General features: G+C 67.7%; 22 protein-coding genes. 14 read left to right on the top strand and 8 right to left on the bottom strand.

From position 1 onward, the window contains the following. Window positions 1–40: 40 nt before the first annotated feature. Window positions 41–1,594, top strand: a complete 1,554-nt coding sequence (locus G6N77_RS04425) for an NCS1 family nucleobase:cation symporter-1 (protein WP_165180814.1) — start codon at window positions 41–43, stop codon at window positions 1,592–1,594. Between the two features lie 69 nt (window positions 1,595–1,663). Here the strand turns inward: G6N77_RS04425 and G6N77_RS04420 are convergent, their stop codons facing one another. Continuing rightward, entirely contained in the window at window positions 1,664–2,359 is a 696-nt protein-coding gene (locus G6N77_RS04420; RefSeq protein ID WP_370875257.1) for a VTT domain-containing protein, read from the bottom strand. Window positions 2,360–2,447: 88 nt separating this feature from the next. Here G6N77_RS04420 and G6N77_RS04415 point away from each other — a divergent pair, with 88 nt between their 5' ends. After that, window positions 2,448–3,443 (top strand): 3'-5' exonuclease, encoded by a 996-nt coding sequence (locus tag G6N77_RS04415; protein ID WP_165180813.1) that lies wholly within the window; start codon window positions 2,448–2,450, stop codon window positions 3,441–3,443. Between the two features lie 127 nt (window positions 3,444–3,570). Further along, window positions 3,571–4,116 carry a DUF4395 domain-containing protein gene (locus G6N77_RS04410; RefSeq protein WP_165180812.1) on the top strand — a complete coding sequence of 182 codons (546 nt, stop codon included), beginning with the start codon at window positions 3,571–3,573 and terminating at the stop codon, window positions 4,114–4,116. Between the two features lie 24 nt (window positions 4,117–4,140). Here G6N77_RS04410 and G6N77_RS04405 read toward each other — a convergent pair whose 3' ends face one another. After that, complete coding sequence (locus G6N77_RS04405; RefSeq protein ID WP_370875256.1) at window positions 4,141–5,238, bottom strand: ADP-ribosylglycohydrolase family protein; 1,098 nt, start codon at window positions 5,236–5,238, stop codon at window positions 4,141–4,143. 200 nt (window positions 5,239–5,438) lie between these two features. On the opposite strand from G6N77_RS04405, the gene G6N77_RS04400 reads away from it, so the two are divergent. The 5 genes from G6N77_RS04400 to G6N77_RS04380 all read left to right on the top strand — a co-directional run bounded on the left by G6N77_RS04400 (window position 5,439) and on the right by G6N77_RS04380 (window position 13,077). Further along, entirely contained in the window at window positions 5,439–6,383 is a 945-nt protein-coding gene (locus G6N77_RS04400; RefSeq protein WP_165180810.1) for an aquaporin, read from the top strand. 118 nt (window positions 6,384–6,501) lie between these two features. Further along, on the top strand, window positions 6,502–7,332 hold the full coding sequence (locus G6N77_RS04395; RefSeq protein WP_165180809.1) for a hypothetical protein: 831 nt from the start codon (window positions 6,502–6,504) through the stop codon (window positions 7,330–7,332). A gap of 57 nt (window positions 7,333–7,389) precedes the next feature. Beyond that, a complete protein-coding gene (locus G6N77_RS04390; protein ID WP_165180808.1) occupies window positions 7,390–8,559 on the top strand; it encodes an exonuclease SbcCD subunit D in 1,170 nt (389 codons plus the stop codon). Further along, complete coding sequence (locus tag G6N77_RS04385) at window positions 8,556–11,660, top strand: AAA family ATPase (protein WP_165180807.1); 3,105 nt, start codon at window positions 8,556–8,558, stop codon at window positions 11,658–11,660. The genes G6N77_RS04390 and G6N77_RS04385 overlap by 4 nt, the downstream gene beginning before the upstream one ends. 112 nt (window positions 11,661–11,772) lie before the next feature. Beyond that, the gene (locus G6N77_RS04380) at window positions 11,773–13,077 is read left to right on the top strand and encodes an MFS transporter (RefSeq protein ID WP_165180806.1); all 1,305 of its coding nucleotides are present in this window, start codon (window positions 11,773–11,775) and stop codon (window positions 13,075–13,077) included. Here G6N77_RS04380 and G6N77_RS04375 read toward each other — a convergent pair. The 4 genes from G6N77_RS04375 to G6N77_RS04360 all read right to left on the bottom strand — a co-directional run bounded on the left by G6N77_RS04375 (window position 13,074) and on the right by G6N77_RS04360 (window position 16,914). Further along, complete coding sequence (locus tag G6N77_RS04375; protein ID WP_165180805.1) at window positions 13,074–13,688, bottom strand: phosphoribosylanthranilate isomerase; 615 nt, start codon at window positions 13,686–13,688, stop codon at window positions 13,074–13,076. The two genes, G6N77_RS04380 and G6N77_RS04375, sit on opposite strands and share 4 nt — an antisense overlap. A gap of 58 nt (window positions 13,689–13,746) precedes the next feature. Continuing rightward, window positions 13,747–14,544, bottom strand: a complete 798-nt coding sequence (locus G6N77_RS04370; protein ID WP_165180804.1) for a phosphoribosyltransferase — start codon at window positions 14,542–14,544, stop codon at window positions 13,747–13,749. A gap of 9 nt (window positions 14,545–14,553) precedes the next feature. Further along, entirely contained in the window at window positions 14,554–15,372 is an 819-nt protein-coding gene (locus tag G6N77_RS04365; protein ID WP_165180803.1) for an alpha/beta fold hydrolase, read from the bottom strand. Between the two features lie 150 nt (window positions 15,373–15,522). Further along, window positions 15,523–16,914 carry an amino acid permease gene (locus G6N77_RS04360; protein ID WP_165180802.1) on the bottom strand — a complete coding sequence of 464 codons (1,392 nt, stop codon included), beginning with the start codon at window positions 16,912–16,914 and terminating at the stop codon, window positions 15,523–15,525. A 276-nt stretch (window positions 16,915–17,190) separates the two neighbouring features. Between G6N77_RS04360 and G6N77_RS04355 the strand changes: the two genes are divergently transcribed. From G6N77_RS04355 to G6N77_RS04335, 5 genes are all read left to right on the top strand, one after another. Beyond that, window positions 17,191–17,904 (top strand): NUDIX hydrolase, encoded by a 714-nt coding sequence (locus G6N77_RS04355; protein ID WP_165180801.1) that lies wholly within the window; start codon window positions 17,191–17,193, stop codon window positions 17,902–17,904. Between the two features lie 115 nt (window positions 17,905–18,019). Then, entirely contained in the window at window positions 18,020–19,399 is a 1,380-nt protein-coding gene (nadA, locus tag G6N77_RS04350) for a quinolinate synthase NadA (RefSeq protein ID WP_165180800.1), read from the top strand. Next, window positions 19,396–21,129: an L-aspartate oxidase gene (gene nadB, locus G6N77_RS04345; RefSeq protein WP_165180799.1), complete on the top strand. Its 1,734-nt coding sequence runs from the start codon at window positions 19,396–19,398 to the stop codon at window positions 21,127–21,129. Before nadA ends, nadB begins: the two co-directional genes overlap by 4 nt. Continuing rightward, complete coding sequence (gene nadC / locus G6N77_RS04340; protein ID WP_165180798.1) at window positions 21,126–22,052, top strand: carboxylating nicotinate-nucleotide diphosphorylase; 927 nt, start codon at window positions 21,126–21,128, stop codon at window positions 22,050–22,052. The genes nadB and nadC overlap by 4 nt, the downstream gene beginning before the upstream one ends. Window positions 22,053–22,054: 2 nt before the next feature. After that, a complete protein-coding gene (locus G6N77_RS04335) occupies window positions 22,055–23,338 on the top strand; it encodes a cysteine desulfurase family protein (RefSeq protein WP_165180797.1) in 1,284 nt (427 codons plus the stop codon). Here the strand turns inward: G6N77_RS04335 and G6N77_RS04330 are convergent. Both G6N77_RS04330 and G6N77_RS04325 read right to left on the bottom strand, forming a co-directional pair. After that, window positions 23,335–23,847 carry a GtrA family protein gene (locus G6N77_RS04330; RefSeq protein WP_165180796.1) on the bottom strand — a complete coding sequence of 171 codons (513 nt, stop codon included), beginning with the start codon at window positions 23,845–23,847 and terminating at the stop codon, window positions 23,335–23,337. The genes G6N77_RS04335 and G6N77_RS04330 overlap by 4 nt on opposite strands. A 95-nt stretch (window positions 23,848–23,942) precedes the next feature. Next, complete coding sequence (locus G6N77_RS04325) at window positions 23,943–24,776, bottom strand: fumarylacetoacetate hydrolase family protein (protein WP_165180795.1); 834 nt, start codon at window positions 24,774–24,776, stop codon at window positions 23,943–23,945. Window positions 24,777–24,905: 129 nt separating this feature from the next. Here G6N77_RS04325 and G6N77_RS04320 point away from each other — a divergent pair, with 129 nt between their 5' ends. Further along, the gene (locus G6N77_RS04320; RefSeq protein WP_240901681.1) at window positions 24,906–26,405 is read left to right on the top strand and encodes a M20/M25/M40 family metallo-hydrolase; all 1,500 of its coding nucleotides are present in this window, start codon (window positions 24,906–24,908) and stop codon (window positions 26,403–26,405) included. Window positions 26,406–26,643 lie beyond the last annotated feature (238 nt).

Raw genomic sequence — 26,643 nt, 5'->3', positions numbered from 1 at the left:
TCAATGTCGAGGCCTCCCGCGAGTGATTGGTCCACCATCCATGAAAAACGAACCTGCCGCCCCCCTGCAGCAAAAGGACGACGGCCACGGCCACCACCACGTGGACCACATCCTCCACTATCCGCCCAGCGGCGAAGTTCCCGGACTGCCCCGGATCAGTGCCACCCTCTACAACCAGGACCTGGCGCCGACCAAGAGGGAAGGGCGGCACTGGACGTCCTACAGCATCTTTGCCCTCTGGGCCAACGACGTGCACAGCCTGGGGAACTACGGCTTCATCCTGGGCCTCTTTGCCCTTGGCCTCGGGGCGTGGCAGGTCCTGCTCGCACTGGCCATTGGCGCCACGCTGCTGTTCTTCCTGCTGACATATTCGGGCTTCATGGGGCACAAGACAGGGGTGCCGTTCCCCGTCATGAGCCGGATCGCCTTCGGCATCCGCGGCGCCCAGCTTCCGGCGGCCATCCGCGGAGCCGTCGCCGTCGTCTGGTTTGGCATCCAGACCTACCTGGCCACGCTGGTGCTGCGCGTCATGGTGATTGCCGTTGACCCGGGCCTGGGGCGGCTGGACCACAACTCGTTCCTGGGCCTGTCGACGCTTGGCTGGATCTCCTTCATCGTCCTGTGGATCATCCAGGTGGTGATTGTCCGCTACGGCATGGACATGATCCGCAAGTACGAAGTCTTTGCCGGGCCCGTGGTCCTGTTCACGCTGATTGCCCTGGCGGTGTGGATGTTCTTCCAGGCCGGGATGTCCATTTCCTTCTCCACGAACAAGCCCCTTGCCGGGGGAGCCATGTGGCGCAGCATCTTCGGCGGCGCGGCCCTTTGGGTGACCATCTACGGCACCTTCGTGCTCAACTTCTGTGACTTCACCCGCGCGTCCAAGTCACGCGGGTCCATCGTCCGGGGCAACCTCTGGGGGATACCTGTCAACACCATGCTCTTCGGCATCATCGCCGTGGTCATGGCCGGGGCCCAGTTCAAGATCAACGGCCACATCATCACCAGCCCGTCGGACGTGGTCGAGGCCATCCCCAACACGGTTCTGGTGCTGTTGGCCAGCCTCGCCCTGCTGGTGCTGACCATCGCGGTGAACATGATGGCCAACTTTGTGGCACCGGTGTATGCCCTGAACAACTTCTTCCCCAAGCACCTCAACTTTGCCCGGGCCAGCCTGATTTCCGCCGTCATCGGACTGGTGATCCTGCCCTGGAACCTGTACAACAACCCCGTGGTCATCCTGTATTTCCTGGGCGGGCTCGGTGCCCTGCTGGGGCCGCTGTTCGGCATCATCATGGTGGACTATTGGCTTATCCGCAAGGCCCAGGTCAATGTTCCGGCCCTCTACACGCTGCAGGATTCCAGCCCGTACTTCTACCAGCAGGGCGTCAATCCCCGGGCCATCGTCGCCTTCGTTCCCGCCGCCGTCATCTCCATTGTGTTCGGCCTGGTGCCGTTCTTCCACAACATCGCGGACTTCTCCTGGTTCTTCGGCGCCGGCATCGCAGCCGTGCTCTACTACTTCCTGGCCGGGCGGAACCGGCGGTTTGAGGATGTCTCCGGCGAGCCGATCGCCGTGGCCAGCACCCACTGATTCCCACAGGCCACGCACCGCGGCGGCCCCCGGCCTGTGTGCCGGGGACCGCCGTCGTGCGCGATGGGCTTAGGCCTTCCGGGCCCTGCGGTTGGCCAGGAACGCCTTGGTGAATTCGACAATGATCGGGATCACCGAGAGCAGGACGATCACGATGAAGATGATGTCCAGGTTCTTCTGCACCCAGGGGAAGCGGTCGCCGAGGATGAAGCCCAGAAGGGTGACGCCGCCAGCCCACAAGACGGCTCCGATGGCGTTGAAGATGACGAAGTGGCGCATGTTCATCCGCGCCACGCCAACAATGACGGGGACAAAAGTTCGCACAATGGGCACAAAGCGTGCCAGCACCAGGGCCTTGCCGCCGTGCTTTTCAAAGAAGGCGTGTGCGTGCTCCACGTGCTCCCTCTTGAACAGCCGCGAATCGGGCTTGTTGAAGATGGCCGGACCGGCCTTGGCGCCGATCACATAGCCCACCTGGTTGCCAATGAACGCGCAAACTATCAGCAGGATGAGCAGCACGCCAATGTTGACGGGCAATTTTCCGGTGCTGGTCAACAATCCGGCGGTGAACAGGAGGGAGTCGCCGGGGAGGAAGAATCCCACCAGCAGGCCGGTTTCGGCGAAAATGATGGAACAGGCTATGACCACCACCCAAAAGCCGAGTGCGGGGTTGTCGAGGATGTGGATGGGGTCCAGCCACGGCGGCAGAAAGCCCATCGGGGCCGAGCCGTGGCCCACCAGTGCGGGCGCGGCGAAGTCACTCAGAGCTGAAATTATCACTCCTCAAGGTTACGGTATGCGCCGCGCCAAGGATCCGTCGCCCTGCCGCCGCGGCGGGCGGTAGCCTTGAAGCGTGCCTGTGGACTTTACTGCAATTGATTTTGAAACCGCCAACGGATTTCGGGGATCGCCCTGTTCGGTGGGCCTGACGAAAGTCCGTGACGGAGTGGTGGTGAATGAGGGCTACTGGCTCATGCGCCCGCCGGAAGGCCACGACCACTTTGACTCGCGCAACATCACCATCCACGGCATCACCCCCGACGACGTTCTCACGGCCCCGCGCTTCAAGGACGTCTTCCCCGAAATTCATGCCTTCATTGGCGATGACCCGCTGGTGGCGCACAATGCAGCCTTCGACATTGGCGTGATCCGCTCCGCCTCCGAAGTGTCCGGGATGCCTTCGCCGGCCTTTGACTACGCCTGCACCGTGGTGCTTTCGCGAAAGAACTATTCCCTGCCGTCCTATTCGCTGCCGTTTGTTGCGGAGGCTGCGGGAGTGCCGCTGCTCAACCACCACGACGCCACCGAGGATGCCCGCGCCTGCGCCGGGATCATGGTGGACATTGCGCGCAGGCAAGGTTCCGATTCGCTCCGTGGCGTTTTCCGGTCGATGAAGCTGGCCATGCCGCACATTGACGCCTACGTACCGGGGCTTGACGAAATGTCGAAGGCCACCAGGTCGGCGCTGGGGAAGATGGGGGAGGCCCCGGAAGGCGCCGCCGGCACCCCGCGTGGCGGCCGCTCCAGCTGGTCGACGGAGGGGCCCAACCCCCTCCCCAACGCCTCTGCTGACCCAACGCATCCGCTGTACGGGCAGACACTGGTGTTCACGGGGGACATCTCGCTGGCCCGGCCGGAGGCAAAGCTGCGGGCGGCACAGTACGGGGCGCAATGTGCCAGCAGCGTGACCCGAAAAACCACAGTGCTGGTGGTGGGCAGCGGGTTCGCCGCCAGCGACCTCCGCCACGGCCGGCTGACGTCCAAGGCACAGCGGGTGTTGGAACTGCAGCGCCGCGGGCAGGGCATCGAGGTCCTCTCCGAGGGTGAATTCATGCAAATGATTGGCTGACCCTCCCCGACGCGGCATCATTTTCTGCTGTATTTTCCTCGACGCGGCATCACTTTCTGCGGCGTGATTTCGTCACGCTGCGCAACAATCCTTTAGTTCGGGCCGCCGCCGGTCCTACTCTGGGGGCATGAGCCAGCTAACCGACCGCATCCCCGCCGCCACCGAATTCATTCAGGCGCCGGGCCCCGGCGCCCTGCGGAGGTTCTTCGCCTTCCCCAACCCGGTCAATGAGTACGCCGCACGGTTTACGGCCGGCATTGTGGTGGTTCTCTCCCTGATTGCAGTGGTGAGCGGCCAGGCCTGGCTGGTGGGCTTGATTGCCGTGGGGTTTGTGCTGCGGCTGGCCTTTGGACCCCGTATTTCCCCTGCCGCGATCCTGTCGGTCAAGGTTCTGGCTCCCCGGCTGGGCCCAGCGAAGCTGGTGCCCGGGCCGCCAAAGCGCTTTGCCCAGGGGATTGGCGCTGTCCTTTCCCTTGCAGCCTTTGCCCTGCTGCTTTCCGGGCTGCCCCTGGCCGGCTGGACCTTGATTGTGCTGCTTATTGTTGCCGCGTCCCTTGAGTCCTTTATTGGGCTGTGCCTTGGCTGCCTCATTTTCGGTGTGCTGCAGCGCCGGGGCATCATTCCCGCCAGCGTGTGCGAGGAATGCGCCGCCTTCTCGCCCCGAAAGGGCTAGCGCCGCAACTGCCGGGCGGCGGGGTCAAGCACCTGTCGTCAGCTTGACGAATTCAGCCCCCAGGTGGCGGATCAGCTGCGGGGCCTCGCACAGGGCCAACCAGGCCGGGGGAAGCGCAGCTTCCCCGTAAAGGGCGCCCAGGATGTTGCCGGCGATGGCACCCGTGGAGTCGCTGTCGCCGTCGTGGTTGACGGCAAGGCGAACGGCGGCCAGGTAGTGCTCCACCGGAGACGCCGCAGCGGCAGTGGCCAGCACGGCGTAAAGCGCGACGGCGAGCGCCTCCTCGGCCACCCAACCCTGGCCCAGCGCGGCGGTGAGGGACGCGCCGTGGAGGGGAACGCCGTCGTCCTTGGACATGGCGGTTGGCGTGGAAAGCTCCATGGCCGCCTCCAGGCGGGCCAGCAGAGCAGGGTCGGCGGAAGGTTCGGCGGCAGCCCGTGCACGGGTGGATTCGGCGGCCGCCCGAAGGTCCAGCCCCTGCACTGCCAGGCAATGGATCAGCCAGCTGAAGGCGCCCGAGGACTGCCGCGCGGCTGGGTGGCCGTGGGTCAGAGACGCCGCGTCGGAACTCATCTTGTAGACGGTTTCGGCGGGAATGTTGGGCAGCAGGCCGTACGGGGCTGAGCGCATCACGGTTCCGCAGCCCTTGGAATTGGGGTTGACGGGGCGGAAAATGGTGCCCATTTCCCCGGTCGCCAGCCCGGAGACGCACGCGTTGCCCGGGTGGCGCTGGTGGTGAAGGACGCTTTGGGCATCAATCCAGCGCGGCGGCGGCTGGGGGGCGCCGGCTGCCGCAATGCCCTGGGTCTTGAGCCAGCGCAGGTAGGCCAGCCACTGGCACGCGTTGATGTCGGCGCCCACGCCATCATTGGCCCACTCCAGGACCTCGAGCAGTCCGTCCAGGGTGTAGAGACTCATTTGGGTGTCATCGGAAAAGTGGACGGGCCCGCGCGCCTGTGACAGGTCCAGCAGCCCGGCGGGGCCGTAAGTGGCATGGATGGCAGCCAGGGTGTCGAATTCCACGAGGTAGCCGAGGGAATCCCCCAACGCCCCGCCCATGAGCGTTCCCTGGACCCGGGAAGCAAAGTCGGCGGGGGGAGCATTGGTGGTGTCCGCAGGGATCGTCATGGCACCAATTTACCGGTCCGGCGCCCTGTCGGGAGCCAGGCCCTGCATCCCCGGCACTTACAATTCGTACAGCATCGGCCGCTATAGTGGCTCTGGCTGTTGCAGCCGCTGGCGCCGCCTCCCTGGGCAGGCAGGCGGCGGCACCTTGCCCAGCCTTGTGGCCACCAACAAACTAGCGAAGGACTCTCTTCACCATGACGACATCCGGCACGGCTCCGACACAGCCCTACCCGCTCAGCACCCGCATCGCGATTGAGGCACTGGGGAGTTTCTTCATTGTGTTCGCAGGCCTGGCGACGGCGTTGTTCAGCTCCTCCGCTTCGGCCGTGGCGTTTTCCTACGGGCTGGCCATGGTGGGCGCGCTTACGGCCTTTGGCCATGTCTCCCGCGGCTACTTCAACCCAGCGTTCACCGTGGCCCTGGCAGTGGCCGGGCGCATCAAGTGGTTGCCGGCCCTGTTCTACGTTGTGGCCCAGACTGTGGGCGCACTGCTGTCGGCCGTGGTGCTCTATGGCCTGGTCAAGGTGATGCCCAGCAGCGCCACCAGCGGTGTTTCCAAGATTTTCGCCACCCTGGCCAATGGCTACGACTCGCATTCGCCGTCCCAGGTGCCCATGATCGGGGTGCTGATTGTGGAAATCGCGGCCATGGCCATCCTCGCCGCCGTGGTCCTTGGCGCCACGTCCGCGCGCAACAACACCTCCATGGCGCCGCTGGCCATCGGCCTGTCCTTTGGCGTGGCCATGACCATCATGCTTCCCATGTCCAATGGTTCGCTGAACCCCGCCCGCGCCACCTCCGTGGTCTTCCTCTCCGATTCCTGGGCCATCGGCCAGCTGTGGCTGTTCTGGCTGGCGCCGCTGTTCGGTGCCGCCCTGGCCGCCGCCATCTACCGCACCTTCCAGCCTGTAGCACCGCTTCCCGCGGACGACGCCGCCGCCTCCCTGGGAGGGGACAGCGCCGATGCTTCTTCCGAGGAAGGTGACGAAGGGGTGGGCGCGGCTGCCGGGGAAGCCCTTCCGGCTCCCGTTCCTGCGTCGCCGGCCAATGACGCGCCACAAGCCGCGGCTGAACCCGCGGTTGCCACTTCGTCCGGGAAGAGCGACGCACAGGACTTCTTCGACTCGCCCAAGAACTAGCGCCCGGCCTGCACCTCCACAGGGGGCGCCGGTCTTCCCCTGCCCGGTCCCCGGGGTTTAGAGTCAACTCACTCCACCTGACGGGTGGCGAATGAGCGTCAATGACCGAGGGGGACACATGAGCGATCAAAGCCTGCCCGCACCACCTTCGTATCCTCCGCCGTCCATTCCGCCTCCGCCACGCAGGGGAAGGCCGCGCTGGCTGATTCCCGTCCTGGCCATGACGGTGGCCGTGGGCCTGGCCCTGGCAGGTTCCCTGCTGGTGCTGCCGGCCCTGTTGGACAAGGTCTTGTTTCCCGCAGCCGCCCGGCCAGTCGAGGCCGCCCGGCCAGTCGCGGCCGACGCCGGCCCGACACCGTCGGCCCCGGAGCCGGGCCCGGAGTCGGCAGGCGGCGCGACGCCGTCGTCGGCAGGGGCAGCGGAGCCGTACGCCACTCCCGCAGCGCCCCCGGCCGGCGTGCCGCGCTTCAGCTCGGCCTCGGCCGGCTTCAGCGCCCAGTTCCCCACCGCTGCAAAGAAGATGCCGGTGGCTGCTTCGCCCGGGCTGGTCCCGGGAACGGAGGCCTTTGCCGGTGGCGACGGCATCCAAAATTACACAGTCACGTCGGTGCCGCTGAACTGCCAGCTTGCCGACGCCCAGGTCCAATCCGCCCTGGAGGAAGCCACCAGCACGGGCATTGACGCCGGAGCCAAGTCCCTGAACGGGACTTCCAAGGTGCTCTCGACCACGGGCCGCGACGTGGACGGCCACCCCGGCATCCAATCCGACTTCACCATGACCGTCGGGTCAAGAACCATGAAGGGCCGATATGTCTCCGCCGTGGCCGGAACGCATTACTATGCCGTGGCCATCGTGGCGTTGGAGCCCGAACTGCCGGCCTGGGATGCCTTCATCAATTCCGTCAAGTTCCTCGCGCCCACCGAATCGCTGCCTGCCTGCGCCCCGTAATCCACAGGCCGGGCGGCAGCGGCGAAAAATGTCGGGCGTCTCCGATAGCTTTGAACCATGAAGCTGTTGCATACCTCGGATTGGCATTTGGGCAGGTCGTTCCACGGAGTGGGGACACTGGCGGCCCAGCGGCGCTTTGCCGACCAACTGCTGGCCACCGTCGAGGCCGAAGGAGTGGACGTGGTGCTGCTGGCAGGGGACGTCTATGACCGTGCGCTGCCCAATGTGGATGTGGTGAACCTCTTTGACGACATCCTGGCCCGCCTCAACGCCGCCGGGGTGCCCATTGTCATCACCAGCGGCAACCACGATTCGGCCACCAGGCTGGGCTTCGGCGGACGCATCATGGAACGCGCAGGCGTGCACCTGCGCACCCGGGTGGCGGACCTCGCCACCCCCGTGCTGTTTCCCCTTGACCCGGCCACGCCCGGCGGCGCCCAGCTGGCCGTTTACGGCATCCCCTACCTGGAGCCGCGGCTTGTCGCGGAGGAACTCTCAGCCGAACCCGCCTCCCATTTCGCCGTCACCGAGGCCGCCGTGGAGCTGATCCGCGCGGACCTGGCCGGTCGCGCGGACGGGACGGCCGCCGTCGTGCTGGCGCACACCTTCGCCAGCGGGGGCGTCACCTCCGCCAGTGAACGCGATCTCGCCGTTGGCGGGGTGGGCGCGGTGCCCCTGGACCTCTTTGACGGGTTCGCGTACACGGCATTGGGGCACCTGCACGGCCGGCAGATGCTCAGCGAATCCGTCAGGTACTCCGGCTCGCCGCTCCCGTACTCCTTTTCCGAAGCCGCCCACACCAAGGGTGCCTGGCTGGTGGAAATCACGCAGGACGGCCTCAAGGAAGCCAGCCGCATCGACTGGCCGGTGGAGCGCCCCCTGTCGGTGCTGCGCGGCGAGCTGGCGCAGCTGCTGGAGGACCCGCAATGGCAGCAGGCGGAGTCGCACTACTGCCAGGTGACCCTGACGGACGACGACCGCCCGGCGAACGCCATGGAGCGGCTGCGCACGCGTTTCCCCAACACGCTGGTGCTCCTGTTTGAGCCGGAAAATGCCCGTGACGCAGCGTCACGTTCGTATAGCCAGAGGGTCTCCGCCGCCGTGGACGAACTTGACCTGTGCTGCGGCTTCCTGGACCACGTGCGGCACCGGCCGGCGGACCGTGGCGAACAGGACGTGCTGCGCCAGGCGCTGGCCGCCGTCCATGCGCAGGAGGCGGCCCTGTGAGGATCCACCGTTTGGAAATGCAGGCGTTCGGCCCCTTCGCCGGGCATGAAATCGTTGACTTCGACACCTTGGGGGCGCAGGGCCTCTTTCTGCTCAACGGGCCCACGGGGGCGGGCAAGACCAGCGTGCTGGACGCCGTGGCGTACGCCCTGTACGGCAGGATCCCGGGGGCGCGCAACGACTCCATCAAGAGCCTGCGCAGCCACCACGCCACCGACGGGGTGGGTCCGGAAGTGGTGTGTGAATTCAGCGCCGGGGGCCGCCGGCTGGAGGTGCGCCGCAGCCCGGAATGGATGCGGCCGGCCAAACGCGGCGGGGGCACCACCCGGGAGCAGGCAAGCACTCAGTTGCGGGAAAGGATTGACGGCAGCTGGGTGCCGCTGTCCCAGCGCAACGACGAGGCCGCCAGCGAGATCCAACGGCTGCTGGGCATGAACATGGACCAGTTCACCAAGGTCATCCTCCTTGCCCAGGGCGAATTTGCCGCGTTCCTGCGCGCCAGCGCCAAGGACCGGGAGGAACTGCTGGAGAAGCTGTTTGGCACCGCAATTTACCAAGACCTGGAATCACGCCTCAACGCTGAAGCCAAGGAGGCCGCCAACCAGGTGGCCGCAGGCGTGGCGGAGCTGGCCGGGCTGGAACGGCTGGCCCGCAGCCAGGCGTCGGCCGTGCTCGAGGATTCGGCTGCGATCGAGAATACGACTCCGCTCGAAGATTCGGCTCCGCCGAACGGGGCGGAAGCCGGGGCAGTCGGAGCCGAATCTTCAGGCTCGGAGCTTTTTGCCTGGCTGGCAGCGGCGTTGGGCCAGGCCGTCGTGGACGCCTCCGCCGCTGACGCCGCTGCCGACCAGGCCGCCCGCGAGGCAGCCGAAGTTCTCGCCGAGGCCCAGCGACGCCGGGACCGGCACGTGCTGCGGGACGCGGCGCTGGCCGAACAGCAGCGCCTGGCTGAGCTCACGGGCGACGCCGGCCGGTGGCGCCGCTCGCTGCAGCGCCACCAAGAGGCGCAGGTGCTTGCAGCGGTGGTGGCTGCCGGGGCAGGCACTGCACGAACCCTCAAGGCAGCACAGGCAGCAACCGGGCTGGCCCGCACCACTTTTGCGTCCAACACCCTGGCGTCCGGTTTGGCGCCGGCTGCCCCGGCCGTGGACGGCGGCGGCACAAGCCCGGGCTTGCCACAGCTGGCAAGCGTGGAAAAAACCCTGGCCGGGCAACTGGCCGCGGTCACGGCCGCCATGCCGGGGGAACAGCGGCTGGCCCATGCCGCGGCTGAACTTGCCACTGGTGAAAAAGCCCTGGAGGCCGTGACGGCGCAGCTTGCGGAACGCGGCCGCGCCGAATCCGTTGGCAAGGCCAGGCTGGTGGAGCTCAAGGCCGAGTTTTCCGAACTTCGCGGAACTGCCGTGCCCGTGGAACAGGCCGCGGAACGCCACCGGGCCGCCGAACAGCTGGTGGCCGGCATTGCCCGGCATGCCGAACAGTCAGCCGGGGTGGAACTGCTCGCCGCCACCGACCTCGAGCGGCGCGAGGCTGCCGTCGCCGCGAAGCAGGCGTGGCTGGACGCAGTGGAACGCCGCCACTCCCTGGCAGCGGGCGAGCTCGCCGCCCTTTTGGTGGACGGGGAACCGTGCCAAGTGTGCGGCAGCACGGTCCACCCGGCCCCGTCGGAACTGGCCGGCTCCGGCACCGACGCCGCCCGGGTGGAGAAGGCTGCCAAGGCTGCCAGCGACACGGCGGACAAGCTTGCGGCCCAGTCGCATTCCGAGCTGTCCCTTGGCCGGCAGGCACTGGCCGTCCTGGCCGGGCGCGGTGGCGACGGCGAGGCAGGGCAGGCGGCAGCCGCCGTCGTGCAGGCAGGGGAGTCGCTGGAAGCCGCTATCGCGGCAGCGGCACGGCTGGCTGCACTCTCGGCGGAGACAGACTCACTGGAGGCTGCCGTGGCCCGGGCGCAGGCGGCGTTGCTGGAAGGCACACAGCAGCTTGCCTCGCTGGCGGCGGGGAATGCTGCGCTGGCCCACGAAGCCGCGCGGCTCGAGGACGGCTTGGCCGAGGCCCGGGCGGGTCACAGATCACTGGAGGAGCGGCGACAGGCCATCGAGGCCGCCCAGCAGGCCACGACGGGCCTGTTGGAGGCGCTGCGCCGCGAGGAATCGGCGGCCGGGGCTGCCGCGGAGGCAGCCTCCGCCCTGGCCGAGGCGATCTCGGAAAGCACTTTTGCCGATGCCAAGGAGGTACGCGAGGCGCTGCTGGAAGACTCGGAGGTGACGGTGCGGCGGGAGCGGCTGGCCGCCTTTGACCGCGACTGCACGCTGAACGGCGCCCAGCTGGAACGCGAGGAGGTGGCGCTGGCAGGGTTGGAGGCATCCCAGGGTTTCGCCGCCCCCTCGGCAGGGGACCTGGAAGGCCTCCGGCAGGAGGCCCAGAGCCGGGGCACTGCCGCCCGTGACGCTGCCCTGCGGCTGGGCCTGGCACGGCAGGCGGCGGAGAAGGTGGCCGGAGCCGCGCTTGAATTCGAGGCCCGCGAGGAACTCGTGACACCGCTGCGGGACAGGGCGGTGCTGGTGGCGGGCCTGGCCGAGGCTGTCCGGGGCGGAGGGGACAACCGGCTGAAAATGACCCTCACCAGCTACGTTCTCGCGGCGCGCCTGGAGCAGGTGGCTGCCGCTGCATCGCTGCGCCTGGCCACCATGAGCGGTGGGCGGTATACGCTCAGCCACACGGACGCCAAGGCCGGCGGAAACCGGAAATCGGGCCTTGGGCTTGAAGTGGTGGATGAATGGACCCAGCAGAGCCGGGACACCTCCACACTGTCCGGCGGGGAATCCTTCATGGCCTCATTGTCGCTGGCCTTGGGGCTGGCGGACGTGGTGCAGCAGGAATCAGGCGGCCTGGACATCGAAACGCTGTTCGTGGACGAGGGCTTCGGCAGCCTTGATGAAGAGTCCCTGGACCAGGTCATGGATGCGCTCGAGGGATTGCGCGACGGCGGCCGGGTGGTGGGGCTGGTCAGCCATGTCGCGGAGATGAAGACGCGCATTCCCGTCCACCTGCAGGTCACCAAGGGCCGCAACGGCTCAACGCTGGCCCTGGGGGAGCGGTGAGGGGCTTCCGGCAGGCGCAACGTTGGCCTTCCCGGTAGACTGGGAGTCGTATTTGGGTTGGGTGCACCGGGTGGCAGGGACGGTGCACACCACTTTGTTGACCGGATAAATAATGACCACCCGCAATTCCACCTCGACGGACACCGCGAACGCGCCCGGGGCCGGCGCCGCACCCGCCAAACAAGTGGGCCGCTACGGCATGCTGCCCCGCCTGGCCGGCAATTCGTACATCCCCTTGGGGCTCTTCGCCCGCGTCCCGCTCGCGATGCTGACCATTGGGGTCCTCACCCTGGTGACAGCCGTCAGCACCTCGTACGCCATCGGCGGCTTTGCTGCCGGTTCAGTGGGTGTCGGGGCCGCGATAGGCTCCCCCCTGCTCGGCTACCTGGCCGACCGGCTGGGCCAAAAGCCGGTGCTGATCGTCGCAGCCGTGGCCAATGCGCTGATCGTGGGGGCTGCCGTGGTGCTGGTGTACGCCACGGAGCAGTTCACCCCCGCCGCCACCTGGGCCGTCCTCGGCACCACCTTCCTGGCAGGTCTCACGTCGCCGCAGGTGGGCCCGCTGTCACGCGTGCGCTGGATGGCCCTGAGCCGGAAGCTGCCCAGGGAACAGCGCGGCGCCGTGGTCGACACGGCCCTGTCCCTGGAAGGCACGGCAGACGAGGTCACCTTCGTCCTGGGGCCGGCGCTGGTTGGGTTGCTGGCATCGCTGGTGGCGCCGTGGCTTCCCCTGGTGCTTGCGGCCGGAATGACGCTGGTGCTGGTTACGCTGTTTGCCATCCACCCCACGCAGGCCGCTGTGGGAACCCGCAGGGCGGCCTCCTCCGGCAATGCCGGCTATGTCCCGGAGGAGTCGGTCAACTGGTTCAAGGTGGCCGTCCCCGTCGCGGGCATGCTGTGCATGGGAACGTTCTTTGGGTCATCCCAGACGGCGCTGACGGCGTTCACGGGTGTCCATGGCTCGGTGGACCAGGCGGGCCTCATGTACGCCGCCATGGGTGCCAGTTCCGCAATCGCCGCACTCTCCGTGGCCTACTGGCCGGCATCTTTCACCCACGCCTGGCGCTGGGTGCTGACAGCGGCTCTCATGGCGGCAGCCTCGGCCGCGTTCTTCCTCCCCGGGAACCTGGGTGCCATGATCGTGGTGCTGCTGGTGGTCGGCGTGCCTGTGGGTCCCACCATGGTCACGATTTTCAGCGTGGGCAGCGTCATTGCCCCGCCGCAATGGATGGGCACGGTCATGACGGCGCTGGCCAGCGGCATCGTCGCCGGAACGGCGTTGGGTTCCTCGATTGCCGGCTCCCTTGCCCAGTCCGCCGGCTACCAGGTGGCGTTCATAGTCCCCGCGGCCTCCGCCGGGGCCCTCCTGCTCCTGGGCATCGTGACCGCGGTGGTGCTGCGGCGGGCCCGGGCCTAGGCCGCCAGCCGGGCTGCCGCGATGAAGTCGCGGATGAGCCCGGCATCCTTGACGCCGCGGCTGGATTCCACGCCGCTGGAAACGTCCACTCCGCTTGGGTGCAGGGCGGCGGCCAGCCTGGCCACGTTGCCCGGATTGAGGCCGCCGGCCAGGAGCCAGAAGCCCGGCGGTGTCCCGCCTTGCAGGGTTGCGGCGTCGAAGGCCACGCCCGCGCCTGGTTCGACGGCGTCGAGCAGGATCCGTTCCGGCTCCCAGGCACGTTTCTCGCCAGCGTCCAGGGCGGCATAGTCCGCGGCTGAAAAGGCCCGCAGGGCATGGAAGCCTTCCCCGCGAAGGCGCACCATGTCCGACAGGGGCTCTCTGCCGTGCAGCTGGACCGTGGTCAGGCCTGCCCGCCGGGCGGTGCCCAGGACCTCGTCGAGGGGCTGGTTCCGGAATACGCCCACGGTCTCCACGCCGTCCGGAACTCCGGCCACCAGCGTGGCCGCGAGCTCCACGTCCACTGTCCGCGAGCTGCCCGGGGCGAAGACAAAACCCACGGCACTGGCCCCGGCGGCCACGGCTGCCGCAACGGTTTCCGCCGTCCGCAGGCCGCAAATCTTGACGTACATTTCTGGCATCGTTCCCAACTCGATCGTGGCGCCGGCCCGCTTCAGGCCGCCCGTTGGTTTACTGCCATGGTAGCGGCCCGGGCCCTCCGGCTGCTGAGTCGGGTGGCCCTGCGCCGCCGAGCAGGGCCAGGACTTCCCCGTCACCGACCTGGTGAAAATTCAGGTAGGCCTCGCTGACGGCGTGGAAAGTTGTCCACGGCTGCAGGCACACCACGCGGTCGGCAACGGCTGCCAGCTCGAGGCACGCATGTGCCGGACCGGCCGGCACGCATGCCACCACGGTGGCAGCCCCCGCGCCCCGCATGGCGGCGACGGCGGCGCGCAGGGTGGCCCCCGTGGCCAGGCCGTCGTCGCACAACAGCACCGTGCTGCCGGCCACCGGCGGCTGGGCCCCACCGGCATACAGCCCCTGGCGCCGCACCAGTTCGGCGCGCTCATCGCGCTCCACCTGCTCCAGCGCGCCACTGTCGTAACCGTGGCGCCGGAGTGCGCGCACCGTGCGTTCAAGATGGACGGCGGCCGTGGACCCTGCGTACGTGGCCAGGGCCCCAAAGGCCACTTCGGGCGAACCGGGCACGCCCAGCTTCCGCACCACCAGCAGGCCCAGGGGAAGTCCCAATTCCCGTGCCACCGCGGCGGCAACGGGCACGCCGCCCCTGGCCAGCCCCAGCACCACGGCATCCCCACGGCCGGCGCTGAGCCGCCCGCCGCCGCCAGGGGCGGCAGCGCCCGGCGCGTCTTGTCCCGGCCGGGCTGGGGCTGAAAGGGCCCACCCGAGCCGGGTGCCGGCGTCGTGCCTGTCCAGAAACGGCAGCCATGGGAGTGGTTCGGCGCTGAATTCGCTGGAGCGGACCATGCCTTGCCCCTACGCCAGGAAGGCGATGGCCGCTTCCTTGAACTCGCGGCTGGTCACGGCGCTTTCATGCGTTCGGCCGGGGAGCACATGGCTTTGTGCGCGGCCGCTGAGCTCCGCCAGCAGCGTCATGGACTTGGCGCGCTCGTCCTGGTCGCCGGCCACCAGCAGAATGGGCATCTTGGGCACGGCGTCGGTGGGGTCGAACGGTTCCAGCTTGACGGCCTGGATCAGGGCCAGCAGCGCAAATATGTCATTGGAGGGGACCACCTGCGCCATGTTCAGGAGCCAGGCCGTGGACGCGTCGGCGATGGGCGTGCCGTCATTGAGGAAGTCCTGCGCGGCGGCCAGGTCAAAGTCCGCCAGCGGGTCGCGGGGATTGGGCCCGCCCAGCACCATCCGCCGGACCAGCTCCGGCTGCGTGGCGCCAAACTCCCAGGCCAGGCGCGACCCCAGCGAGTAGCCGATCAGGTCCACGCCGGAGGTGGGATCGCCGGCGGCCAGCGGCCGCACGCCCTGGTCGATGATGATCTGCAGCAGGTCTGCGCGGATTTTGCCCGGCGTATACGAATCCAGGTCGTAGGGGGAGGAGCTCCTGCCATGGCCGGGCAGGTCGACAGAGAGCACGCGCCGGCCGGCCCGCGTCAACGCCGCGACCCAGCCCGTCTTGACCCAGTTGAGTTCCACGGAGGAGCCAAAGCCGTGGATGAGGAAGACGGGAGGCAGGGCTGCCGGGGAATCGGGGTCGAACACGGCTACACTGAGTCCGGGCGTTTCGCCCTCAATCGAGTGCGTGGGCTGGGGTGCGCTGTGCCTGCCAAGCGGAGTCATAACCGGACCTTTCCCGCGGTGGCGCGTGCCGCCGTCGTACGTCAACACTAGCGAAAGCCGGGCCCCAATGGGGAACGGCATGCGCGTCGTTGGGCACACCGTCCGCATGAGACGCTAGTCACCTTTTGCGGAAGAAGCAATTCCGGGAGGTCAGTCCCGGGCGGGGCTGCGCTGGCGCCGCCGGGACAGGGCGCAGACTGCCGCGATGCCCGCCACCAGCGCGAACGTCCCGAACAGCTGGTCCCGGCTTTGCGCACCTGTGAAGCCCACCGCGAAAATGGCGGCAAGCAGCACCAGGCCCACGCAGCTCAGCACGGGGAAGCCCTTCATGCGCAGGGGCAGGGGAGTTCCCTCCCGGTCCGCCCGCCGGCGCAGGACCAGCTGTGAAACGAGGGTGGTGCCCCACACCACGAGGCAGGTGGAGCCCACCAGGTTCAACAGCATGTCCAGGATCCGGCCGGGAAAGAGGACCTCAAGGACCACCGTGGCAAAACCAAAGAGCACGGAAACGCCGACGGCGGCAACCGGCACGCGGGAGCCGCTGGTTCGGGAAAAGATCCGTGGTGCCTCGCCCCGGCCGGCCAGCGAGTAGATCATGCGGGAGGCGCCGTACAGGTTTGCATTGAGTGCAGAGAGAAGGGCGGCCACTGCGACGAGGGTGATGGCGGTCCCGGCCCAGCTGATGCCGGCGGAATTGAGCACGCCGGCGAACGGGGAGTCGAGGGCGGGGGAATTCCACGGCAGCACGGCGGCAATGACGAAGATGGAGCCAATGTAAAACACCAGGATTCGCCACACCACTGTGCGGATGGCGATGGCCACGCTCCGTTCCGGGTTGTCGGTCTCGGCGGCGGCCACGGCCACAATTTCCGTTCCGCCAAAGGCAAAGACCACCACGAAGAGTGCCGTGGCAATGCCGCCCATGCCGTTCGGGGCAAAGCCGCCGTTGCCGGTGAAGTTGGCCAACCCGGGGGATGCGGCGCCCGGTATCCAGCCCAGCAGGAGGGCGGCACCGAAGGCCAGGAACAGCACGATCGCTGCCACCTTCAGCAGGGCGAACCAAAACTCAAATTCGCCGTAGTTCTTGACGGTGGTCAGGTTGACGGCTGTGAACGCGACCATGAAGATCAACGTCAGTGCCCACACCGGCAGCACGGGCCAAATGGTGACCAGCAGCCCGGCGGCACCCAGTGCCTCCGCCGCGATGACCACCACCAGCTGCAGCCACCACAGCCAGCCGACAGTGGACCCGGCCACGGGGCCAAGCGCCTTTTGCGCATACACGGAAAAGGCCCCGGAATTGGGGTTGGCGGCGGCCATCTCGCCGAGGGCCCACATGACGAGGATGATCAGCGTGCCGGCAGCCAGGTAGGAGATGAGGACGGCCGGTCCGGCAGCCTCGATGCCCTTGCCTGAGCCGAGGAACAGTCCGGCTCCGATGGCGCTGCCGAGCCCCATCATGGTCAGCTGGCGCTGCTTGAGGGAATGGCCCAGCCCGGCTGCGTCGGGCGTGGTGGTGGCAGCGGACTGCTGGGTGCTCATGGAGGAGGTGGCCTTCTGGGGGTGCGGGCTTTGGTGGACATGTTGGCAGGGACAAAGCGTGAGTTCCCCCGCCAAATTATCCCCCATGGCGATCCATACCCAGAAGTAGGCGGGCTCCGGGGTTGGGGGCTCTTGGTGCGTGGGCTGGAATGTGTGACACGGCGGCGGGACGGCTTCCGGGGGATTTTCGCGTAAAAGATTTGTAACGGGGGACGGGGAGTCGTAGAATTAGTTGTAGTCAAATTGACTTTAACTCGGGAAGCGGGGTGAAAGTGCATGGAACGGCAGCCATTTGCCAGTGCGGCCAATGTCAGCGAACGCCTGGCGCAGCCCCCTGCACTCGCCATCTCCACCGTCATTTTCGCCCTGCGTCCCAGCGCAGCCAGCGGCCGGCCCACCCTCTGGCTGCCACTGGTGCGCCGCATCCGTGAGCCGTTCAGGGGCATGTGGGCGCTGCCGGGAGGGCCGCTGACCCAGGCGGATTCGCTCCTGGATGCGGCGGCGCGCAACCTGCGCGACACCACGGGGCTGGCTCCCAGCTACCTGGAACAGCTATACGCCTTTGGCGGCCTGCACCGCTCGCCGAGCCAGCGGGTGGTCTCAATTGTGTATTGGGCCATGGTCCAGCCCACGGAGGCGGAGATGGCGCAGGAGTCGGAAAACGTGAAGTGGTTCCGGGCGGACGGCCTGGAAACGCTCGCCTTCGACCACAACCACATCGTTGACTACGCATTGTGGAGGCTGCGGAACAAGATGGCCTACGGTTCCATTGCGTACCACCTGCTGGGCGAGAAATTCACGCTGGCCCAGGTTCGGGAGGTTTATGAGGCAGTGCTGGACCGCACGGTGGATCCTGCCAACTTCCGGCGCCAGCTCAAGCAGACTCCCCACATCGAGGCGACCGAGGAATACCTGCAGGGCGGCAAGCACCGCCCGCCCCGCCTCTACCGCTACACCGGGACCATGGCAGAGGATTCCCCCGTGCCATAGACCCTCCCTCAGCTTATGGGCCATCCTTGCTGACCCTCCCTCAGATTATGGGCGATTAGCTCAAACCCTCCCTCACTTTTCTTCAACTTTTCAGTCCCACCCCTTGGAGCACACCATGCCTTCCGTGAACAACACCATCCAGCTCATCACCCGGGAACAGGCCGAACAACAGGGCACGCACCTCATCGGCAAGCCCGGCCGCGCCCAGGAAAGCTGCGACGACGACCTGGCCAAGGGACCGTGGGAATTTGACCTGGCCGAGGCCCTTGCCGGCACGCCCGGCTACGGCCCCGGCGCCTCCAACGAGGACGCGGCCCCTGCCGCCACCCCCCGGCAGGGCCAGCTGCCGCAGGAGTACAAGGACGCGTCCGACGAGGAACTCACGTCCCGCATCCTCGCCGCCAAGGCGGAACTTGGCGATCGCGTGGTGGTCATGGGCCACTTTTACCAGCGGGATGAGGTGGTGCGGTTTGCCGATTTCCTGGGTGACTCCTTCCAACTGGCTAACGCCGCCAAGGCCCGCAGCGAGGCGGAGGCCATTGTGTTTTGCGGTGTCCACTTCATGGCTGAAACGGCAGACATGCTCTCCGGAGCCCACCAGTCCGTGATCCTGCCCAACCTGGCTGCCGGCTGCTCCATGGCCGACATGGCCGACGTGCCCTCCGTGGAGGCGTGCTGGGCCGAGCTCGAGGCCTTTTACGGAACGGAGCCCGACGCCGACGGCCGTGTCCCCGTCATCCCCGTCACCTACATGAACTCCTCCGCCGCGCTTAAGGCCTTCTGTGGGGAACGCGGTGGCATTGTCTGCACCTCCTCCAACGCGGCCACGGTGCTGGAATGGGCCTATGAGCGTGGCCAGCGGGTACTGTTCTTTCCCGACCAGCACCTGGGTCGCAACACCGCTAAGGCCATGGGCATCCCCCTGGAGGAAATGCCGCTGTGGAATCCGCGCCAGCCTCTGGGCGGCAACAGCGAGGACGTCATGCGGAACGCCAAGGTGGTCCTGTGGCAGGGCTTCTGTTCCGTGCACAAGCGGTTCACCACGGCCCAGATCGACCAGGCCCGCGCCGACTTCCCGGGCGTGCGCGTCATCGTCCACCCGGAATGCCCCATGGAAGTGGTGGACGCCGCGGACGAGTCAGGGTCCACCGACTACATCCTCAAGGCCGTCGCGGCCGCCCCCGATGGCACCACCTTTGCCATCGGCACCGAGATCAACATGGTCAACCGGCTGGCCGCGCAGTACCCCCAGCACACCATCTTCTGTTTGGACCCGGTGATTTGCCCCTGCTCAACCATGTACCGGATTCACCCCGGCTACCTGGCCTGGGTGCTGGAAGGACTGGTCCGCGGCGAGGTGCTCAACCAGATTACGGTCCCCGAGGCCACCGCCGTCCACGCCCGCGTGGCGCTCGAGCGGATGCTTGCAGCCAAGCCGCGGTCAGCGAAGGAGCGCCCGGAGCGGCAGGCGGCCGCAGGGGCCCCGGGCGCATGAGCACGCGCAACTCGCACCTGGCGGTGGTGGGCAGCGGCATCGCCGGGCTGTTCAGCACCCTGCTGGCGGCAGAGGCAGGCCTGCGGGTCACCCTGGTGACCAAGGGGGCGCTGGCACAGAGCAACACCCATTTCGCCCAGGGCGGCATTTGCGCCGTGCTGGGCCCGGAAGACGCCGCCCCCGGGGACACCGTCGAGGCCCACATCGCCGACACCCTCAAGGCCGGCGCCGGCCAGTGCAACCCCGACGCCGTGCGCATCCTGTGCGAGGAGGCCTGCGCTGACATCGGCGCCCTGGAACGCTTCGGCGTCGTCTTCGACCGCGACGCCGACACCGGCCGGCGCGCCCTTGGCCTGGAGGGCGCCCATTCGGCGGCGCGGATCCTGCACGCCGGAGGGGATGCGACAGGCGCAGCAATTGCCGACGGGCTGATCCGGGCCGTCCGCGATGCCGCCGCCCTCGGGACGGTGACGATCCTGGAGAATACTTTCGTCCGGGACCTGGTGCTCGACGCCGGCCAGGTCACGGGGGTGGCCCTGCTCGCCCCCGATGGCCGGCCCTGGACACTGGAAGCCGGCGCCGTGCTGCTGGCCAGCGGGGGAGCCGGGCAGCTGTTTGACTTCACCACCAACCCTTCCGTGGCAACCGCCGACGGCCTGGCTGCCGCCTGGCGGGCCGGCGCCGCAGTGGCAGATCTGGAATACTTCCAGTTCCATCCCACCGCCCTGGCAGTCGGCGGCAACTTCCTGATATCCGAGGCCGTGCGGGGAGCCGGCGCCGTGCTGCGCGACAGCCACGGCACGGCGTTCATGGCGCGCTATCACCCGGAAGGCGACCTCGCGCCACGGGACGTGGTCTCCCGCAGCATCGCCGCCCACCTTCGCAGCCTCCACGCCGAACCCGGGGCCACCGTGTTCCTGGACGCCACCGGCGTGGAGGCGTCACACGGCGCCGGCTACCTGGCCCGGAGATTCCCCACTATTGATGCCCGAACCCGTGAACTGGGCTTCGACTGGACCCGCGAATATCTGCCCGTCACCCCGGCCGCGCACTACTGGATGGGCGGCATCGCGAGCAACCTCCACGGCCAAACCTCGCTTCCGGGCCTCTATGCCGCAGGTGAGGCGGCCTGCACGGGCGTCCACGGTGCCAACCGGCTGGCCTCCAACTCGCTGCTGGAAGGCCTTGTCTTTGGCCGCCGCGCCGTGGAGTCATTCACCGCGGGCAGCTTCGGATTGTGGCCCGGGACCGGGGCGAAAACCCGCACCCCGTGGCCGGAAGCGGCCACCCTGGATGATGGAGCCGTCGTTCCCGCCGTTTCCAGCGCAGCGCCCGGCGATTCCCTGCTTGGGTTCGACCGCGAATCACTGCGCCGCCTCATGGGGGCCCGGGCCGGAGTGGTTCGCAACGCCGCCGGACTAGGCGAGGCAGCAGCCCAGTTGGCCTCATGGCGTCGACAGGCGGAGGCGGCCTCCAAAGAATTTGCGGAGGCCGGCGGCCCACGTCCCGCGACACAGGCTGAAGCTGAGCTGGACAACCTACTATTAGTGGCTGAGCTCTTGGTGCACGCGGCCCTGACCCGCGAAAACTCGGTGGGCGGCCACTTCCGCAGTGACTTCCCCGAACCGCCGGGGACCGGGCGGAGCCCGCACCTCTGGGTGCGTGACACCAGTGCAGGGTCCGCCCACTTGCCCACCAGCCTTCCCGTCCTTGAAAGCGAAACAGTATGAACGCCGTCGGCCATGTCCGCCCCGTCCCGCTCCATCCAGTCCACCCTGCGCAGGCCCCGCTGCCAACGCTCCCGGGCGCAATTGTGGAGAACATCCTGCGGGCGGCCTTTGTGGAGGACGCACCGTACGGCGACATCACCTCCGCCACGCTCCTGCCTGCGGGTGCGCACGCCACCGCGTGGCTCGTGGCGCGGGAACCGGGCATCTTTTCCGGCGGCGACGTGTTCACCGCGGCCATGAAAATGCAGGACCCGGCGGCCGAGGTGGAACAGCTGGTCGCGGACGGCCGGCCCTTCACCGCGGGGGAGCGGATCATGCGGGTCAGCGGTCTGGCCCGCGGCGTGCTGACGGCTGAAAGGATTGCGCTGAACCTCACGCAGCGGATGAGCGCCATTGCCACCCAGACCGCCGAATATGCGAGGCTGATCGAGGGCACCAACGCGCGCGTCACGGACACCCGCAAGACCACTCCCGGACTGCGCGCCCTGGAACGCTACGCAGTGCGCTGTGGCGGCGGGCACAACCACCGATTCTCCCTTTCAGACGCCGTGCTGGCCAAGGACAACCACCTCGCCGTGCTCACCGGCGGCGACCCGGCCAGGCTGACCCAGGCGCTCGCCGGCGTCAGGGCCCAGCTGCCGCACACCGTCCACTTTGAAGTGGAAGTGGACAGCATTGAGCAGATCGAGCCGGTGCTCGCAGCCGGGGTGGACACCATCATGCTGGACAATTTCAGCAACGACCAGCTCGTCGAAGGTGTGGCGCTGGTCAACGGACGGGCGTTGGTGGAGGCCAGCGGCAACGTCAGCCTTTCCACGATTGCCGGCATCGCGCGCACAGGCGTGGACATCATTTCCGTGGGAGCCCTGACCCACAGCGTGCGCGCCCTGGACCTGGGCCTGGACATCGCCATCGAAGCCTGACCGTGATTTTCCTCGACGCCGCCGCCACCACCCCGGTCCGCCGCGAGGTGATCGAGGCCATGTTCCCCTACCTGACCAACCAGTTCGGCAACCCGTCCAGCCACCACGAGCTGGGCGAAAGGGCGGCGTTGGCCATCGAAAACGCCCGCGAAGATGCTGCGGCCGTGTTGGGCTGCCATGCCGCGGAGCTCACCTTCACCTCCGGTGGCACGGAGGCGGACAACCTGGCCCTTAAGGGCATCGCACTGGCCCGCCGCGCCGAGGATCCCCGCCGCAACCGCGTGGTCATCAGTGCCATCGAACATCCCGCCGTTGCCGAGTCAGCCGACTATCTCCGCCGCGTCCACGGCTTCACGGTGGACGTGGTGCCGGTGGGCCCGGACGCCTTGGTGGACCCGTCAGTGTTTGCCAGGACACTGGCCGGCGGTGCTGACGCGCCGCTGCAGCCGGCCCTGGAGGACACGGACGACGGCGGCCCGCACCATGACCTGCCGGCCGCCGCTTGGGTGCCGGGTTCCGACGTGGCAGTGGCCTCCGTCATGTATGCCAACAACGAGGTCGGGACGGTCCAGGACATCCCGGTGCTGGCCGCCGCAGCGCGCGGCATGGGCGTCCCGTTCCACACGGACGCTGTCCAGGCGGCCGGCTGGCTGCGGCTCAACGTGGAAGAGCTGGGTGTGGACGCCCTGAGCATTTCCGGGCACAAAGTGGGGGCGCCCAAGGGTGTTGGCCTGCTGTACCTGCGGGGTGGAGTGCCGTGCGAGCCGCTGGTGCACGGCGGCGGCCAGGAACGCGGCCTCCGGTCCGGGACGGAAAACGTGGCCTTCGCCGTGGCCCTGGCCACGGCGCTCGGGCTCTCTGAATCCTCCCGTGCGGCAACCGCGGACCGCGTTATCGCGGTGCGCGACGGCTTCATTGACAAGGTTCTCCAGCTGGTGCCCGGTGCCGTCCTGACGGGCCACCGGACCCGCCGGCTGCCGTCCGTCGCGTCCTTCTGCCTGCCGGGGACCAGCGGAGAGTCAGTGCTGCTCGACCTGGAGCGCCGCGACATTCTCTGTTCGTCCGGCTCGGCCTGCGCGGCGGGCTCGGACGAGCCCTCCGAGGTGCTGACCGCCATGGGGGTGGAACGCACGGTGGCCCAAACAGCGCTCCGGTTCAGCTTTGGCCAGGACGTCTCGGCCGCAGATCTGGCGACGGCGGCGGGCCAGCTGGCGGCCGCCGTCGAGGGTGTCCAGCGCCTTGGCACCCAGCAGCCGCGGGCTGCGCAGGAACAGCTGCCGGGCTAATACTTGGCGTGGCCGGCGCGCAGGCGGCGGAAGATCCAATACCGCAGCAGCAGGAAGCGGGCCACCGCGGAGGCGACATTGCCGAGCACGATGACCGCCAGTTCCAGTTTGATGGACGCATGCGGGTTCACCAGCCCCAGCACCCACAGGCTTCCGCTGGTCATGGCCAGCGCCAGCAGCATGATCCACAGTCCGCGGCGCTGGTCCACCAGCCACAGGCGGCGTTCATGGACGTCGAAGCTGATCCTGCGGTTGAGGTCGGTGTTCAGGACGGAACACAGGATCAGCGAAATGGCGTTGGCCCACTGGGTGCCGGCAAGGGGGCGCAGGCCCGCGTACATCAGCATGGACGTGGCGGTGCAAATCACGGCGACCACGCAAAATCCGCGCAGCTGCTTCAGCAAAACTGCATGGCGCTGCAGCGCGGGCGGCTTGACCGCCAGTGCCAGTCCGTCTGTGCCGGGGTCGGGAACCGGGGACGCGGGTTCGGCCGGAGTCGCTGTTGCCATAGGTAACCAATACTGCCACCCGAGGGTGGGACAACCCAAAACAAAGGGTGGGGGCAGGCTGTGAATTTGCTGGGGCTTTACTGCCCGGCCGGCCGCTACTGCCCGGCCCGGACCGGGTTGCGCAATTCGCCGATCCTGCCAATGCGGCAGGCCACCTCATCACCGGGCCTGATCCGGCGGCATTCGGCCGGGAACCCGGTAAGAATCACGTCACCGGGCTGAAGAGTCATGAATCCGCTCAGGTAGACCATGATCTCCTCCACGCCCCACCCGAGGTCGTCCGTGGAGCCTCCCTGCAGCTCGGTGCCGTTGTGCACAATGTTGATGGGCGCGCCACGGTCCTCCATGCCCACCACAATCCATGGACCGAGCGGGGTGAAGGTGTCGGGGCTCTTGGCGCTGATCCACAGTTCGTCGCTCTTTTGGGCGTCTCGGGCCGACACGTCGTTGCCGATGGTAAAACCCAGTATGGCCTCGCGGGCATTGCCAACCGTCAGGTTCCGTGCCGCCCGGCCGACGACGACGGTCAGCTCGGCTTCCGGGTCCACGTACCCCACGCCGGGGCTGAGCACGATGTCATCGCCGGGTCCCACCACCGAGCTGGCGGCCTTGTGGAATGCCTGCGGCGGCAGGGCGCGGCCCGGGGCTCCGGTGTTGTGTGCCATGCCAAAGACATTGGCCGGGGCGCACGGGGCCAGGAAAGTGAACTGTTCCTCCGTGACAGCCCCGCCCAGGGTCCAGCCTGCGCGCTCCGGGCTGTTTTGGTTGGCTGGAGACGCAGGGAAGGGTGTTTTGACGAGCACCCAATGCCGGCCCTGTGCACTGTCGAAGTCCAGGGCGTCGTTGCGGACAAAGAATTGTTCGGGCAACGGCCCCTGGACGGCGTCATTGGGGCGGACACGGGCAAGGCGGTACGGGGCTGCTGTCATGAGGACATCCTACCTCCTGCGGCGGCTTGCTGTGTCGCTTCTCACCCGGATTGGTGCTGATGACCAGCACGCCGTCTTCCGGCTCCAGCCGCCGGGCCCGCCCCCATAACCGTGTCCTAGACTTTGGGCATGGAAGCAGGAAGCTCAAGAACCCTCAACCGTGCAGTCGCTGCAGCGCTCGCAGTCGGGGCTGCCGGAACCGCTGCGGTCATGGGCGTTCGTGCCCACCGCGCGGGAAGCTCTGCGGTACCCGAGGGCCCAAGGCCGTCACAAGAGGCCATCGGTGCCGAATTTGCCCAGCCGGCGGCGGACCGGTTGAGCGAATTGATCCGCTTCCGCACTGTCTTTTCGCGCAGCCGCGATGAAATTGACCTGGATGAATTCACCGGGCTCATCAATGCCCTGGAACGCCTGTATCCGCAGGTCCATGCCCACCTGGAAAGGGAGCTGGTAAACGGCCACGCGCTGCTTTTCACGTGGCCGGGGACGGGAAACAATGCTGGAACTGGTGCCGGGCCGGTGGTGCTCATGGCCCACTATGACGTGGTTCCCGTGGACGAGCGCGACAACTGGACTCATCCGGGATTTTCCGGTGTACAGGATGGCGGCTATGTGTGGGGGCGCGGTGCGCTGGATGACAAGGGGGCCTTGGTGGCCATTCTCGGAGCTGTCGAGTCCCTGCTGCAGGATGGTTTCACGCCGTCACACGACATTTACCTGTCGTTCGGCAACAACGAAGAAACGGCCGGTGACAGCGCCGTTGCGGCTGCCGCACTGCTCTACGACCGCGGGGTGGCGCCGTGGATGGTCCTCGATGAGGGCGGCGCCGTTGCCCAGGACGCGTTTCCGGGCCTGAAGCCGCCGGCCGCCGTCGTCGGGGTTGCGGAAAAGGGCATCCTGGACGTGGAACTGGTGACGCGCAGCGCCGGAGGGCACGCGTCCACGCCGCCGAAAATGGGGGCCACAGCGCGTCTGGCCCGGGCCATCGTGGCGCTGGAAACAAAGCCGTTCCCGCAGGCCATGCCGGAACCCATCGTGGAAATGCTCCGGCGCATCGGCGCCCACAGCGGTCTGGGGCTGCGCCTTGTCACGTCCAACATGTGGGCCTTCAAGGCCCCGATGACCAAGCTTTTTGACAAGTTGGGCGATGAGACACGCGCCATGACTCGGACCACCGTAACCATCACAGAGCTGGAAGGCAGCCGCGGGGCCAATGTATTGGCCTCAACGGCCCGGGCCAATGCCAACATCCGCATCGCAGTGGGGGAGAACGTGCAGGGGACCTTGGAACGGATTGGGCGGATCATCAACGACCCTTCCGTTGAACTGCGGGTGCGCGGCGGCCATGAACCGTCGCCCGTGTCAGCTTCGGGCAATGAACAGTTTGCCCTCATCACCCGCAGCGTCGCCGCCGCCTACCCGCAGGCGGTGGTCACCCCGTATGTGCAGACCGGCGCTACGGACGCGCGCAATTTCACAGCCATCTGCCCGGCCGTCTACCGCTTTTCCCCGCTCTGGATGGACGTGGACGACCGCGCCAGCCTCCACGCCGTGAATGAGAAGGTGCGGATCTCCTCGCTGGGAGCCGGCGTGGTCTTTTACCGCGAGCTGGTCAAGAGCCTGGGCTAAACACCGCCCGCGGGTGGCCCCGGTCGAGGTTGGAGATCACCACGTCCCGGTCGTTGAGGTTGGAGATCACCACGTGCCCGGTCGTTGAGGTTGGAGATCACGACGTGGTTGTCCCGGTTGTTGGTGCGTGCGTGGTTAGCAGCCGGTGCCGGTGGGGTTTTGGTTGCAGTTGTCGGCGTAGTTGCGGGTGATGGCGCGCCAGACGGTGAGGTGCAGGGGTGGGGAGGGGATGTTGCCC

The sequence above is a fragment of the Arthrobacter silviterrae genome (assembly GCF_011045165.1).
Classification (GTDB): Bacteria; Actinomycetota; Actinomycetes; order Actinomycetales; family Micrococcaceae; genus Specibacter; species Specibacter silviterrae.
This window is presented reverse-complemented; position numbering and strand designations above follow the sequence as displayed.

Bases quoted from the DNA above. Each gene is read 5' to 3' on its own strand.
- G6N77_RS04360 (WP_165180802.1), bottom strand. From the start codon at position 16,914: ATGAGCACCCAGCAGTCCGCTGCCACCACCACGCCCGACGCAGCCGGG.
- G6N77_RS04365 (WP_165180803.1), bottom strand. From the start codon at position 15,372: ATGACTCCGCTTGGCAGGCACAGCGCACCCCAGCCCACGCACTCGATT.
- G6N77_RS04325 (WP_165180795.1), bottom strand. From the start codon at position 24,776: ATGACAGCAGCCCCGTACCGCCTTGCCCGTGTCCGCCCCAATGACGCC.
- nadB (WP_165180799.1), top strand. From the start codon at position 19,396: ATGAGCACGCGCAACTCGCACCTGGCGGTGGTGGGCAGCGGCATCGCC.
- nadC (WP_165180798.1), top strand. From the start codon at position 21,126: ATGAACGCCGTCGGCCATGTCCGCCCCGTCCCGCTCCATCCAGTCCAC.
- G6N77_RS04375 (WP_165180805.1), bottom strand. From the start codon at position 13,688: ATGTACGTCAAGATTTGCGGCCTGCGGACGGCGGAAACCGTTGCGGCA.
- nadA (WP_165180800.1), top strand. From the start codon at position 18,020: ATGCCTTCCGTGAACAACACCATCCAGCTCATCACCCGGGAACAGGCC.
- G6N77_RS04395 (WP_165180809.1), top strand. From the start codon at position 6,502: ATGAGCGATCAAAGCCTGCCCGCACCACCTTCGTATCCTCCGCCGTCC.
- G6N77_RS04370 (WP_165180804.1), bottom strand. From the start codon at position 14,544: ATGGTCCGCTCCAGCGAATTCAGCGCCGAACCACTCCCATGGCTGCCG.
- G6N77_RS04355 (WP_165180801.1), top strand. From the start codon at position 17,191: ATGGAACGGCAGCCATTTGCCAGTGCGGCCAATGTCAGCGAACGCCTG.
- G6N77_RS04320 (WP_240901681.1), top strand. From the start codon at position 24,906: ATGGAAGCAGGAAGCTCAAGAACCCTCAACCGTGCAGTCGCTGCAGCG.
- G6N77_RS04400 (WP_165180810.1), top strand. From the start codon at position 5,439: ATGACGACATCCGGCACGGCTCCGACACAGCCCTACCCGCTCAGCACC.
- G6N77_RS04425 (WP_165180814.1), top strand. From the start codon at position 41: ATGAAAAACGAACCTGCCGCCCCCCTGCAGCAAAAGGACGACGGCCAC.
- G6N77_RS04390 (WP_165180808.1), top strand. From the start codon at position 7,390: ATGAAGCTGTTGCATACCTCGGATTGGCATTTGGGCAGGTCGTTCCAC.
- G6N77_RS04380 (WP_165180806.1), top strand. From the start codon at position 11,773: ATGACCACCCGCAATTCCACCTCGACGGACACCGCGAACGCGCCCGGG.
- G6N77_RS04410 (WP_165180812.1), top strand. From the start codon at position 3,571: ATGAGCCAGCTAACCGACCGCATCCCCGCCGCCACCGAATTCATTCAG.
- G6N77_RS04330 (WP_165180796.1), bottom strand. From the start codon at position 23,847: ATGGCAACAGCGACTCCGGCCGAACCCGCGTCCCCGGTTCCCGACCCC.